Origin of the sequence: Janibacter sp. A1S7, assembly GCF_037198315.1 — a bacterium.
In the GTDB taxonomy this organism is placed as follows: domain Bacteria; phylum Actinomycetota; class Actinomycetes; order Actinomycetales; family Dermatophilaceae; genus Janibacter; species Janibacter alittae.
The window spans coordinates 1,050,237-1,063,297 of sequence record NZ_CP144913.1 but is presented as its reverse complement, the minus strand read 5'-3'; the positions used below and the strand labels follow the sequence as shown (position 1 = coordinate 1,063,297).

General features: G+C 70.9%; 10 protein-coding genes. 6 read left to right on the top strand and 4 right to left on the bottom strand.

Annotated elements, in window-relative coordinates:
- Positions 1-1,464 (bottom strand): NAD-dependent succinate-semialdehyde dehydrogenase, encoded by a 1,464-nt coding sequence (locus tag V1351_RS05165; protein WP_338751374.1) that lies wholly within the window; start codon positions 1,462-1,464, stop codon positions 1-3.
- A 150-nt stretch (positions 1,465-1,614) separates the two neighbouring features.
- On the opposite strand from V1351_RS05165, the gene V1351_RS05160 reads away from it, so the two are divergent.
- The 3 genes from V1351_RS05160 to V1351_RS05150 all read left to right on the top strand — a co-directional run bounded on the left by V1351_RS05160 (position 1,615) and on the right by V1351_RS05150 (position 5,948).
- On the top strand, positions 1,615-3,792 hold the full coding sequence (locus tag V1351_RS05160; protein ID WP_338751372.1) for a DUF6421 family protein: 2,178 nt from the start codon (positions 1,615-1,617) through the stop codon (positions 3,790-3,792).
- A complete protein-coding gene (locus V1351_RS05155; protein ID WP_338751370.1) occupies positions 3,789-4,877 on the top strand; it encodes a threonine aldolase family protein in 1,089 nt (362 codons plus the stop codon). The genes V1351_RS05160 and V1351_RS05155 overlap by 4 nt, the downstream gene beginning before the upstream one ends.
- Positions 4,878-4,958: 81 nt before the next feature.
- Positions 4,959-5,948 carry a phosphatase PAP2 family protein gene (locus tag V1351_RS05150; RefSeq protein ID WP_338751368.1) on the top strand — a complete coding sequence of 330 codons (990 nt, stop codon included), beginning with the start codon at positions 4,959-4,961 and terminating at the stop codon, positions 5,946-5,948.
- 52 nt (positions 5,949-6,000) lie between these two features.
- Here V1351_RS05150 and V1351_RS05145 read toward each other — a convergent pair whose 3' ends face one another.
- Positions 6,001-7,461, bottom strand: coding sequence for a gamma-aminobutyraldehyde dehydrogenase (locus tag V1351_RS05145; RefSeq protein ID WP_338751366.1), 1,461 nt, complete (start codon positions 7,459-7,461; stop codon positions 6,001-6,003).
- A 195-nt stretch (positions 7,462-7,656) separates the two neighbouring features.
- Here V1351_RS05145 and V1351_RS05140 point away from each other — a divergent pair, with 195 nt between their 5' ends.
- The 3 genes from V1351_RS05140 to V1351_RS05130 all read left to right on the top strand — a co-directional run bounded on the left by V1351_RS05140 (position 7,657) and on the right by V1351_RS05130 (position 10,768).
- Entirely contained in the window at positions 7,657-8,115 is a 459-nt protein-coding gene (locus V1351_RS05140; protein WP_338751364.1) for an Lrp/AsnC family transcriptional regulator, read from the top strand.
- Positions 8,112-9,503, top strand: coding sequence for an aspartate aminotransferase family protein (locus V1351_RS05135; protein ID WP_338751362.1), 1,392 nt, complete (start codon positions 8,112-8,114; stop codon positions 9,501-9,503). Before V1351_RS05140 ends, V1351_RS05135 begins: the two co-directional genes overlap by 4 nt.
- A 107-nt stretch (positions 9,504-9,610) precedes the next feature.
- Positions 9,611-10,768 (top strand): LOG family protein, encoded by a 1,158-nt coding sequence (locus V1351_RS05130; protein WP_338751360.1) that lies wholly within the window; start codon positions 9,611-9,613, stop codon positions 10,766-10,768.
- 103 nt (positions 10,769-10,871) lie between these two features.
- Here the strand turns inward: V1351_RS05130 and purU are convergent, their stop codons facing one another.
- Both purU and rlmN read right to left on the bottom strand, forming a co-directional pair.
- Entirely contained in the window at positions 10,872-11,747 is an 876-nt protein-coding gene (gene purU, locus V1351_RS05125; protein WP_338751358.1) for a formyltetrahydrofolate deformylase, read from the bottom strand.
- Entirely contained in the window at positions 11,744-12,964 is a 1,221-nt protein-coding gene (gene rlmN / locus V1351_RS05120) for a 23S rRNA (adenine(2503)-C(2))-methyltransferase RlmN (RefSeq protein ID WP_338751356.1), read from the bottom strand. Before rlmN ends, purU begins: the two co-directional genes overlap by 4 nt.
- Between the last annotated feature and the right edge of the window lie 97 nt (positions 12,965-13,061).

Sequence of the window (13,061 nt, the reverse complement as noted above, 5' to 3'; positions counted from 1 at the left end):
TCAGAGCGCCAGTCCGACGTACTTCGTCTCGAGGTACTCCTCGATCCCCTCGAAGCCGCCCTCACGGCCGAAGCCGGAGTGCTTGACCCCACCGAACGGGGCCGCCGGGTTGGACACCACGCCCTGGTTGACGCCGACCATGCCGAACTCGAGCGCCTCCACGACGTGGATGACGCGGCTCGTGCGCTCGGTGTACAGGTAGGCGACGAGTCCGTACTCGGTGGAGTTGGACAGCCGGACGGCCTCCTCATCGGTGGCGAAGGTGGTGATCGGTGCGACCGGACCGAAGATCTCCTCGGTGAGCAGCCGGGCGTCCGTCGGCACGTCGGTCAGGACCGTCGGCGGGTAGAACCAGCCCTTGCCGCTCGGCACGTCACCGCCGGTGAGGACGCTCGCGCCGCCGTCGACGGCGTCCGCGACGAGGTCGACGACCTTGGCGCGGGCCGTCTCGGTGATGAGGGGGCCGACGTCGACCCCCTTCGCCGTCCCCTTGCCGACCGTCAGCGCACCCATCCGCTCCGCCAACCGGGAGGCGAACTCCTGCGCCACCGACTCATGGACGAGGAAGCGGTTGGCCGCGGTGCAGGCCTCGCCGATGTTGCGCATCTTGGCCGCCATCGCGCCGTCCACGGCGCGGTCCAGGTCGGCATCCTCGAAGACGAGGAAGGGGGCATTGCCCCCGAGCTCCATCGACGTGCGCAGCAGCTGCTCGGACGACTGCTCGAGGAGCTTCCTGCCCACGGGCGTGGAGCCGGTGAAGGTCAGCTTGCGCAGCCGGGGGTCACGGATGATCGGCTCGCTGACCTCGCCGGAGCGGCTCGTCGTGATGACGTTGAGGACACCGTCCGGCAGCCCGGCCTCCTCGAGCACCCTGGCCAGGGCCAGCGTCGTCAGCGGCGTCTCGGCGGCGGGCTTGATCACCGTGGTGCACCCGGCCGCGATCGCGGGCCCGATCTTGCGGGTGCCCATCGCCAGCGGGAAGTTCCACGGGGTGATCGCGTAGACCGGGCCGACCGGCTGCTGCATCGTCATCAGTCGGGTTCCCCCGGACGGGGCCACGGCATAGCGGCCGTGGATGCGCACCGCCTCCTCGGCGAACCACCGGAAGAACTCCGCCCCGTACGTCACCTCGCCGTGCGAGCCGGACAGCGTCTTGCCCATCTCCAGGGTCATGAGCATGGCGAAGGTGTCGGCCCGCTCGATGAGCAGCTCGAAGGCACGCCGCAGGATCTCGGAGCGCTCGCGCGGGTCGGTCGCTGCCCAGTCCGCCTGCGCGGCAACCGCGGCATCCAGCGCCGCGCGGCCGTCGGCGACGGTGGCGTCGGCCACCTCGGCCAGCGTCCGTCCCGTCGCCGGGTCGTGCACGGCGAAGGTCTCCCCCCGGCCCGCGTCTCGCCAGGCTCCGCCGATGTGCAGCGTCGTCGGGGCGTACTCGAGGGCGGACTTCTGTGTCACGGCAGGCATGCGAGCAGCCTATCCACGCCCCGGGCCAGCGCGGACCAGACACCCGCGCAGGGGAGGACATTCACCTCCCAAAGCCGCAAACTGGCGTAATTCATGCGGCTTTGAGATCCTTTGTCGGATGAACTTCCCGTATCGACCCCGGAGGCTGTCATGACCCCCTTCGCCCGTGTCCTCGTCGACCAGGTGCACTCCAGCGCATGGTCGCTCGATGCCGACCGCGCCGCGGAGATGAACCCGGCCAACCCGGGCGACGCCAGCCTCGCCCGCTCCGCCGCCCTGCTGCGCGAGCGCGGCACCCGGGTCGACTCCCACACCGACGGCGAGCTGACCCCCGATGCCCTCGAGGACGTCGACGTCCTCGTCATCCCGCACCTCGCCGCAGCGGCGAGCGAGCGCGTGGCCGGGGACCTGCCCCCGGTCCTCGCCCCGGCCGAGATCGACGCCGTCGTCGACCACGTGGCGACGGGGGGCGGTCTGGTCGTCCTCGCCGAGTGCGACCAGGACACCCACGGCAACAACCTGGCCGAGCTGCTCGCCCCCTTCGGTGTGCGGGTCACCTCCACACTCGTGCACGAGTCCCCCGACGGCGGCCGGCGCCAGCACGGCAACGCCACCTGGGTACGACCCGACATCGCCCAGACCCCCGGCCAAGGGGTCCTCGCGGGGATCGGCGACCTGTGCTTCTACCGCGCGGGGACCCTCGACGTCTCCGGCGCGGCCGGCGCCCACGTCCTGGCCCGTACCTCGCCGACCGCGCACCCGGCCGGTGAGCCGCTCGCGGTGACCCTCGAGCACGGCCGCGGACGCGTCGTCGTCCTCGCCGACTCCGACCTCGTCGGGGACGACTCGATCGGCGAGCTCGACCACGAGGAGTTCTGGGTCAACCTGATCACGTGGGCCGGCAACTCGACCGTGCCCGCCGTGGCGGATGCCACCGGGGACCACCCGGTCGCCACCTCCCCGGTCTGGCTGGCGCTCAAGGCGGCCGTCGAGGAGCTGCGCCCGCTGCAGGCGCCCGACGGCTCGCTGCGGCCGGAGGCCGACCGCGAGCGCGCCGCCGCGCTCGTGGCGCAGATGATCTCCCGGGTCGGGGAGCTCGCACCGCACTTCCCGCACGACGCCGAGTACCTCGCCGCTCTGCCGGGCGACCTGCAGCGCTGGGTCGACGACGGTTTCGGCGTGCCGGACTTCCTCGACAGCCTGCAGGTCTTCCGCCCCGAGCAGCACCGCGTCGACGGCGCCGAGCACCTCGTCCTCTTCCCGATGTACACGCAGAACGGCAACCCGGACCGGGTCTTCGAGGCCGTGCTGCTGAGCACCTTCTGGCCGGACTGGCTCGCCGACGTCGAGGCCCGCTTCGACAACCAGATGTTCCTGTCGGTGCAGTTCCTCGACCACACCCCGGGATACGACACCAACTCCGCGGTGCTCTTCCCCGAGACGGTCTCCGTGCGAGAGGTGCCGACCTTCCACTGGGGGGCGATCTTCTCCGACCGGGAGGCCGCGCGCTTCCGCCGGGTCACCGCGGCGACCGCCGAGACGCTCTCGCTCGAGCTCCCGCCGGAGGGTGAGCGGCTCGTCGCCTCGCAGGAGATGGCCCAGTCGGCGTTCGCCATGTGGGACCTCATGCACGACCGCACCCACAGCCACGGCGACCTGCCCTTCGACCCCTTCATGATCAAGCAGCGGATGCCGTACTGGATGTACGCGCTGGAGGAGCTGCGCTGCGACCTGAACACCTTCCGCCAGTGCGTCGACCTCGCGCGGGAGGGCCACCCCTTCGCCCGCGTCGTGCAGCTGGCGATCGTCTTCGACCGCGGCTTCCGGTTCCCGGTCACCGGCGAGCGCCACCGCAACTACGACGGCCTGGGCGGTCAGCTGCTCTTCGCGTGGCTGCACAAGCACGACGCCCTGCGCTGGACGGACAACCGGCTGACCTTCGACTGGGCCCGGGTGCCGGAGACGGTGGTCGCGCTCTCGGACGAGATCGAGCAGCTCTACCGTGACGGCATCGACCGGTCCAAGGTCGGCCACTGGATGGCGGCCCACGAGTTCATCTCCGGCTACGTCGCGCCCCACCCGGGCTCGGTGTGGGCGAAGGGGGCGGACGGCCTCCCGCTCGACGGCCCCCGCAAGGGCCTCAACGACGCCGTCCTGCCGGACGAGTTCCCGCTCAACGTCTTCTTCGAGGCGTTGCGCAAGAAGGTGGGCCCGGTCATCGAGTCCACCCGCGGGATCACCGGGGTCGGGTGCGCACCGGCCGGCTCGGCGTCGACGGACGCGGATGGCTCGGCGTCGACGGACGCGGATGTGAAGATGTCGGCGTGACGGATACGACCACGACCCAGCCCACCCCCTTCGCCCCGCTCCACGACCCGGCCGTGCGCGGCTTTGCCAGCGACAACTACGCCGGGGTCCACCCCGAGGTGCTCGCGGCGATCGTCGCGGCGAACGGGGGCCACCAGGTCGCCTACGGCGAGGACGTGTACACCGCGCGCCTGACCGAGGTGCTCTCCGACGTCTTCGCTCGCCCGGTCGAGGTCTTCCCGGTCTTCAACGGCACGGGCGCCAACGTCCTCGCCCTCCAGGCGGCGACGCCGCGCTGGGCCTCGGTCCTCACGACGAGCAGCGCGCACATCCATGCCGACGAGGCCGCCGCTCCGGAACGGGTCGGTGGGCTGAAGGTCAACGTCATCGACACGCCGGACGGCAAGCTGACGCCGCAGCTCATCGAGGCCTACCCGGCCCGCGAGGGTGACGAGCACTTCGCCCAGATCGGTGTCGTCTCGATCACCAACTCCACCGAGGTCGGCACGGTCTACTCCCCCGAGGAGATCCGCGCGATCGCCGACCTCGTGCACGAGCGCGGTTGGCTGCTGCACCTCGACGGGTCGCGACTGGCCAACGCCGCCGCTGCGCAGGGGGTCGGGTTGCGCGAGCTGACGAGCGACGTCGGTGTCGACCTGCTCTCCCTCGGCGGCACCAAGGGCGGCGCGATGCTCGCCGAGGCGGTCGTCGTGCTCTCGCCCGAACGGGTCGCCGGCCTGACCTACCTGCGCAAGCAGTCGATGCAGCTGGCCAGCAAGATGCGCTTCGTCTCGGCCCAGCTGCTCGCCCTCTTCGAGGGCGACCTGTGGCGCCGCAACGCCGAGCACGCCAATGCGATGGCCCGCCGCCTGTCCGAGTCGGTCGCCGACATCGACGGCGTGCGCCTGGTCACGAAGGTCGAGGCCAACGCCGTCTTCCCGATCCTCCCGCGGCTGGCCAGCGAGCGGCTGATGGAGCGCTTCCGCTTCTACTTCTGGGACGAGACGACCGGGCAGGTGCGCTGGATGTGCGCCTGGGACACCACCGAGACCGACGTCGAGGCCTTCGCGCAGGCCGTCCGTGAGGAGCTCGCCCAGCCGCGCTGAGCGACGTGAACGGTGGGTGAACTCTCTCACCGTGGCCGTGTTGTACAGGAAGTTGTCAGGTAGATCGACTACACCTGAAGGGTGACCTTGAGAACGCTGCGCTGGACGAGCGCTCCGGCTCTGGCCGGCGCGCTGGTCCTCCTGACCGTTCTCGCAGCCGGACTGCTGCGGCCCGTGGACGTCGCCCTGCAGGGGTACTGGGCCAAGAGGTACACCCCGAACTGGTTCGGTTTCCTCGACTCCGTGCCCAACGCGGTCGCCGGTCAGGCGGTGTGCCTGCCCGTGCTGCTCGTCATCGCAGTCGTTCTGGCGCGCAGGTACCGCACCTGGCACCCGCTGGCCGTCGTCGTCGCGGCCGAGGTCGCCTTCTACGTCGGCGTCGGTGGCATGAAGATCCTGCTCGGCCGCACCTCCCCCGCGGCCGGCTCCGGTCACTTCTGGGAGGGAGGCGTCTTCGCCCACGGGTGGTACGGCATCGCCTACCCCTCCGGCCACGCGGCCGAGGCGATCCTCTTCTACGGAGCGGCCGCGTACCTGCTGCGCACCTATGCCGGTCCGGACATGCGCATCGGCAATCGCCTGAACGTCCTCGTCGGACTGATCACCGCCCAGTCCATCGTGGTGGCCTTCTACCTCGGCTTCCACTGGCCCACCGACCTGCTCGGCGGGATGCTCGCCGGGGCCCTCATGCTGCGGATCATCGTCGACGTCGATCGCCGGATCGCAGCCGGCGCCCCGATCCTCGGGTGGCGGCCACCGACCGGGCGCACTGCCGTCGCAGCGCGGCCGGCCCCGGCGCCCGCTCCCGTCCCCGCGGTGGGCGTCCCGAGCCGGGCTGCGACCGTGTCGGCACCAGCACGCCTGTCGCCGGTCACGGCGCGGGCCGTGCTCCCCGCCACGACCCAGAGCGCCAGCGACCTGCCTGCGTTGCAACCGGTGACCGCACATGTCATGCCGGGCGGCCCCGGCCCGGCCACCCCGTGGTCGGTCCGGCACGGGGCCCCCTCCACCCTGCGGGAGCACGTGCGCCACGCCCGGGTGCGGGAGCTGCAGACGACCGGCAAGGGCTGAGCCCCGCACCCCTGACCCTGGGACGAGGCTCAGCCCACCACACGCACCGTCATCACGACTCGAGGTTGGCCATCACGTGCTTGATGCGCGTGTACTCCTCGAAGCCGTACATCGACAGATCCTTGCCGTGACCGGACTTCTTGAAACCGCCGTGGGGCATCTCGGCGACGAGCGGGATGTGGCAGTTGATCCACACGCACCCGAAGTCCAGACGCCGGCTCATCCGCATCGCGCGACCGAAGTCCTTCGTCCACACGCTGGAGGCGAGGCCGTAGTCGACGCCGTTGGCCCAGGCCGCTGCCTGGTCCTCGTCGGAGAACTTCTGCACCGTGATGACCGGGCCGAAGATCTCGTTCTGGATCGCTTCGTCGTCCTGGCGCAGTCCGGAGACGACCGCCGGTGAGAGGTAGAACCCCTCGCCCATCTGCTCCAGGCGGGTGCCACCGACGGCCAGGTTCGCGTGGTCCGGGAGGCGCTCGAGGAAGCCGGTGACCGTGGCCAGCTGGTTGGAGTTGTTCACCGGCCCCAGGAGGGCGTCCTCGTCGTCCGGGAAGCCGACCTTCGCCTCGTTCCTGGCGTACTCGGACAGGGCGGCCACGAAGTCGTCGTGGATGCCCGGCCCGGCCAGCACCCGCGTGGCCGAGGTGCAGTCCTGGCCGGCGTTGAAGTAGCCCGCCTCGCCGATGCCGGCGACGGCCGCCTCGATGTCGGCGTCGTCGAAGACCACGACGGGCGCCTTGCCGCCGAGCTCGAGGTGGGCCCGCTTGAGGTCCTTCGCCGCCGAGGCGGCGACCTCGATCCCGGCCCGGATGGAGCCGGTGATCGCCACCAGCTGGGGGCTCGAGTGCTCGACGACCAGGCGCCCGGTGTCGCGGTTTCCGGCGACGACGTTGAAGGTGCCCTCGGGCAGGAACTCGCTGGCGATCTCGGCCAGCAGCAGGGTCGCCTCCGGGGTGGTGTCGCTCGGCTTGAGGACGATCGTGTTGCCGGCGGCCAGGGCCGGGGCGATCTTCCAGATGGCCATCATCATCGGGTAGTTCCACGGCGTGACCTGGCCGACCACGCCGATCGGCTCACGACGCACCCAGCTCTCGAACCCCTTCATGTACTCGCCGGCGGACTTGCCCTCGAGCACCCGGGCGGCACCGGCGAAGAACCGCAGGTGGTCGAGCATCATCGGCATGTCCTCGCTGAGGGTCAGCGCGATGGGCTTGCCGGTGTTCTTCGCCTCGAGGCGCGCCAGCTCCTCGGACCGGGCCTCGAGGGCGTCCGCGAACTTCAGCAAAGCCATCTGCCGCTCTGCCGGTGTCGTCGCCCCCCAGGCCCCGAATGCCGTCGAGGCCGCGGAGTAGGCGCGGTCGACGTCTTTGGCGGTGCTGGCCGGGGACGAGCCCACGACCCGGCCCGTCGACGGGTCGACGAGCTCGAAGTGCTCGTCCGCGAGGGACTCGACGTAGTCACCCCCGACGAAGTTGCGCAGCGTGCGGGACGTGTCCTGGGAGCTGTCGGTCACGGGTCCACTCCTTGTGGGTCTGGGCCGGAACGGCGGTGTCACGGATGTGACTCGCACCATATCCCCGACCGCCGCCCCACACCACCCCGGACACCCATGGATGCGACGGGTTTCCCCCTTCGCCCTGGTGTGCACCTACGGATCCCGCAGGACCAACGCTTGCAATCAACCGGTACCGCAGAGGATGATGGCCTCATGGCCAGCCGCGTGAAGCTCGACGAGGTGAGCAAGCAGATCATCGAGCACCTCCAGCAGGACGGTCGACGCGCCTACGCGGAGATCGCCCGGGCCGTCGACCTCTCCGAAGCAGCGGTGCGCCAGCGGGTGCAGCGCCTCGTGGACGGGGGCTTCATGCAGATCGTCGCCGTGACCGACCCGCTCCAGGTCGGTTTCACCCGGCAGGCGATGATCGGGCTGACCGTCGAGGGAGACCTCTCCCCCGTCGGCGACGCCCTGGCCGCGATGGACGAGGTCTCCTACGTCGTGACCACCGCCGGCAGCTTCGACCTGCTGGCCGAGGTCGTCTGCGAGGACGACGACCACCTGCTGAACCTGATCAACGAGCGGATCCGCCGCCTGCCGGGCGTGCGCTCCACCGAGACCTTCATGTACCTCAAACTCAACAAGCAGCACTACAACTGGGGGACCAGATGAGCGACCCGACCACGACCGCCCTCGGCACGAGCATGCAGGACGCGGCCCGTGACCACCTGTGGATGCACTTCACCCGCCACGGTGACTTCGAGGACGGCACCCACATCCCGACCATCGTGCGCGGTGAGGGCCACACCATCTGGGACGACACCGGCAAGGAGTACATCGACGGGCTCTCCGGGCTCTTCGTCGTCCAGGTCGGTCACGGCCGGGCGGAGCTGGCCGAGGCAGCCGCCAAGCAGGCCGAGCAGCTCGCCTTCTTCCCGTTGTGGTCCTTCGCCCACCCGACCGCCATCGAGCTGGCCGAGCGACTGGCCGTCGGCGCCCCCGGCGACCTCAACCGCGTCTTCTTCACCAGCGGGGGCGGCGAGGCCGTCGAGTCCGCGTGGAAGCTGGCCAAGCAGTACTTCAAGCTCACCGGCAAGCCGCACAAGCACAAGGTCATCTCCCGCGCCGTCGCCTACCACGGCACCCCACAGGGCGCGCTGTCGATCACCGGCCTGCCGCCGCTGAAGGCCGACTTCGAGCCGCTCGTGCCCGGTGCGCACAAGGTGCCCAACACCAACATCTACCGCGCCGCCGAGGAGCTGCGCGACGACCCCAAGGCCTTCGGCCGCTGGGCCGCCGACCGCATCGCCGAGGCGATCGAGTTCGAGGGCCCCGACACCGTGGCCGCGGTCTTCCTCGAGCCGGTGCAGAACGCCGGCGGCTGCTTCCCGCCGCCGCCCGGGTACTTCGAGCGGGTGCGCGAGATCTGCGACGAGTACGACGTGCTGCTCGTCGCCGACGAGGTCATCTGCGCCTTCGGCCGCATCGGGTCGATGTTCGCCTCGACTGATTTCGGCTTCACTCCCGACATCATCACCTGCGCGAAGGGGATGACCTCCGGCTACTCCCCGCTCGGCGCGATGATCGCCAGCGACCGGCTCTTCGAGCCGTACAAGAAGGGCACCAACACCTTCCTGCACGGCTACACCTTCGGCGGCCACCCGGTCAGCGCCGCGGTCGGCCTGGCCAACCTGGACATCTTCGAGCGCGAGGGTCTCAACGACCACGTCAAGGAGAACGCACCGGCCTTCCGCAGGACCCTGGAGAAGTTGCTCGACCTGCCGATCGTCGGCGACGTGCGCGGTGAGGGGTACTTCTACGGGATCGAGCTGGTCAAGGACAAGGCCACCCGGGAGACCTTCACCGACGCGGAGGCCGAGTCGCTGCTGCGCGGCCACATCGACAAGGGGCTCTTCGACGCCGGCCTGTACTGCCGTGCCGACGACCGCGGGGACCCGGTCATCCAGCTCGCGCCGCCGCTGACCATCGGGCCGGCCGAGTTCGACGACATCGAGCAGCGGCTGCGCTCGGTGCTCTCGGAGGCGAGCAAGCACATCTGAGCGGCCACACGCCCCCGCCCCCGGCCGAGTTCGCCCAGTCAGTCCCTGCAGTCCCCCGTCGCACCTGCTTGGGCTCGTGCGGGGTCGGGGGCCGGTACCTTGGCGGCATGGCTGACAGGGAGACGCGCGCCCACCCCGTGCACGACCCGGCCCATCCCGGTCGGCGACACCCCTCCTACCGAGAGGTCCACGACGCCGAGACGTTGCGGACGCTGGCCGCGCAGGACGCCCCGCTCGGCGGCTGGCGCGTGCAGGGCCTCGATCTCGCACCGCACGCCGAGCACCTCTCCCGGGCCGATGTGCGTGGTCTGGTCGTCCTCGGGGGCGAGGTCCCCGAGGACCTCGCCCGCAGTCTCGTCGCCCGGGGCGCAGTGCTCATCCCCCGGGACCCGGCGTGCCCGGTCGACCCGTTCCGCGCGCGGCTGTACACCCCCTTCGAGCTCTACGACGGGCTGTCCGCGGCCGGATACGCGTCGACCCCCGATGCGCTGGCATACGCGTGGAGCCGGGCCGCACGCACCCAGCACGACGCCTACGCCACGCTCCTGCGTGCCCTGCACGACGACGCCATGCAGGACGCGATCGTCGAGGCGCTGCACGGGGCGCAGGTCGTCGGTGTCATGGGCGGTCACGCCCTGGCCCGCGGCGCACGCGACTACGCCGCCGCGGCCGAGCTCGGGCACACCCTGGCCGGGGCCGGGCGGGTCGTGCTCACCGGCGGCGGCCCGGGCGCGATGGAGGCAGCCAACCTCGGCGCGCTCGCCCCGTCGGGCGAGGCACTCAGCCGCGCCCTGGCCGACCTGGCCACGGTGCCGGGCTTCACCCCCTCGATCGACGACTGGGCCGTGCTCGCCATGCAGGTGCGGGAGGCGCTCGGCGTCGACCACACGCCGATCCGCAGCATCGGCATCCCGACGTGGTTCTACGGGCACGAGCCGCCCAACGTCTTCTGCACCGGGATCGCCAAGTACTTCTCCAACGCACTGCGCGAGGACGTGCTGCTCTCGCAGAGCAGCGGCGGCCTCGTCGTCCTGCCCGGTGCGGCCGGGACCGTCCAGGAGATCTTCCAGGCGAGCACCCCGCTGTACTACGCGGACGAGGGCGAAGCCCTCCCGCCGCTGGTCCTCGTCGGGCGGGAGCACTGGACGCAGGAGGTGCCGGTGTGGCCGGCGCTGCAGGCGCTGGGAGCCGAGCGGCCCCTCGGCGACGCCCTGCACCTCGTCGACAGCACCGACGAAGCGGCCGGGCTCATCCTCCCCCGCTGAAACGAGGTGCTGCAGGCAGCACCTCGCTCAGTCAGCCGCACCTCGTCGTGCTGCTGGCGATACGAACTCGAGCCAGCAGCACTTCGTTGGGGGGCCGTCCGCGTCAGTCGAAGACGATGGTCCGTCGCCCGCGCAGGACGACGCGACGCTCGACGTGCCAGCGCAGCGCACGGGCGAAGGCCATCGCCTCCAGCTCCTGGCCGGTGCGCGCGAGCTGCTCGGGAGTCATCCGGTGGTCGACGCGGCGGAAGTCCTGCTCGATGATCGGCCCCTCGTCCAGGTCGGCCGTCACGTAGTGCGCGGTCGCGCCGATGACCTTCACTCCCCGGTCGTGCGCCTGGCTGTACGGACGCGCACCCTTGAAGGACGGCAGCAGCGAGTGGTGGATGTTGATCACGCGGCCCGGGAAGTCGGCGCACATGTCCTGCGAGAGCACCTGCATGTACCGGGCGAGGGCCACGGTCTCCACACGCTCGGCCGCGATGATCTCACGCAGCCGCGCCTCGGCGGCCGGCTTGGTCTGCCTCGTCACCGGGACGTGGTGGAAGGGAATGCCGTGCCACTCGACCTCCTCGCGGAAGTCCTCGTGGTTGGACACGACGGCGGGCACGACGACGTTGAGCTGGCCGGTGCGCACCCGGAACAGCAGATCGTTGAGCACGTGCCCCTGCCTGGAGACCATGATCAGCAGCCGGTGCGGCTCATGAGGATCGTGGATGTGGACGTCCGCCCCCAGCTGCCGGGACAGGCGCGTGCGTGCTGCCTCCAGCGCCTCGCGCTCGATCGGGTCGTCGCCACCGAGGTGCATCCGCAGGTGGAATTCCCCGGTCGACGGGTCACCGAACTGCTGACTGTCGAGGATGTTCAGGTCGAGACCGACCATCTCGCCGGTGACCGTGTGCACGATGCCGCGCCGGTCCGGGCCGGACAGGGTCAGGACGACCTCGCGGCCGAGGCCGCTCGGGACGGGCGCGCTCATCCGCTCGTCGCCGCGAGCTGCCCGCAGGCTCCGTCGATGTCGCTGCCGCGCGTGTCCCGCACCGTGGTCGGGATGCCGGCCGCGCGCAGTCGCTCGACGAACTGCTGCTCCACGCCGGGGCGGGAGGCGGTCCACTTCGAGCCCGGCGTCGGGTTGAGCGGGATGGGGTTGATGTGCACCCACCCCTTGCCGCGCGCGAGCAACTTCTTCGCGAGCAGGTCGGCGCGCCACGCCTGGTCGTTGATGTCCTTGATCATCGCGTACTCGATGCTCACCCGTCGCCCCGTCGCGAGGTAGTACCGGTGGGCGGAGTCGATGGCCTCGTCGACCTTGAACCGGGTGTTGATCGGCACCAGCTCGTCGCGCAGCCCGTCGTCGGGGGCGTGCAACGAGAGCGCCAGTGTGACCGGGATGCCCTCCTGCGTGAGCTTGTCGATGCCGGTGACCAGGCCGACGGAGGACATCGTGATCCCGCGTGCGCTCATCCCCAGGCCCTCGGGCGAGGGGTCGACCATCCGGCGGATGGCGCCGATCGCGGCCTTGTAGTTGGCCAGGGCCTCCCCCATGCCCATGAAGACCACGTTGGTCACCCGGCGGCCACCGCGCGAAGGGAGGGACCCCCCTTCGTCCTGCTCGTCGCCGGCCTCGTCGCCCAGCTCGGCTCCGTCGTCGACGGGCGCCGTGAGGTCGCCGGCCTCGGCGAGCATGCGGTTGGCGGCGACGACCTGGTCGACGATCTCCGCCGTCGACATGTTGCGGGTCAGGCCGGCCTGGCCCGTGGCGCAGAAGGGGCAGTTCATGCCGCAGCCGGCCTGGCTGGAGATGCAGATCGTGGCCCGACGGCGGTAGCGCATGAGCACCGACTCCACCGTCGCGCCGTCGTGGAGGCGCCACAGCGACTTCAGGGTCGCGCCCTCGTCGGCCGAGATCGTGCGAACCGGGGTGAGCAGTCGCGGCAACAGCCCGACGACGAGCTCCTCGCGTCCGGCCTTGGGCAGGTCGCTCATCTGCGCCGGGTCGTCGGTGTGATGGGTGAAGTAGTGCGTCGAGAGCTGCTTCGCCCGAAAGCCCGGCAGACCCAACTCCTTGGCCAGCTCGACCCGCCCGGCGAGATCGAGGTCCGCAAGATGGCGCGGCGGCTTGCCGCGCCGGGGTGCCTTCATCGTCAGCTGGCCGGGGACGGGGCGCGTCGTCGAGGGCTGGGGCAGATCGGTCATCGGGTCCATTGTCTCAGGAATTCGGCCCACGAGGACTCACCCCGGCCAGGCCGCCGTGCGGGAGCCCGCCGGGGCCACGGCTGCACCGTCCGCACGC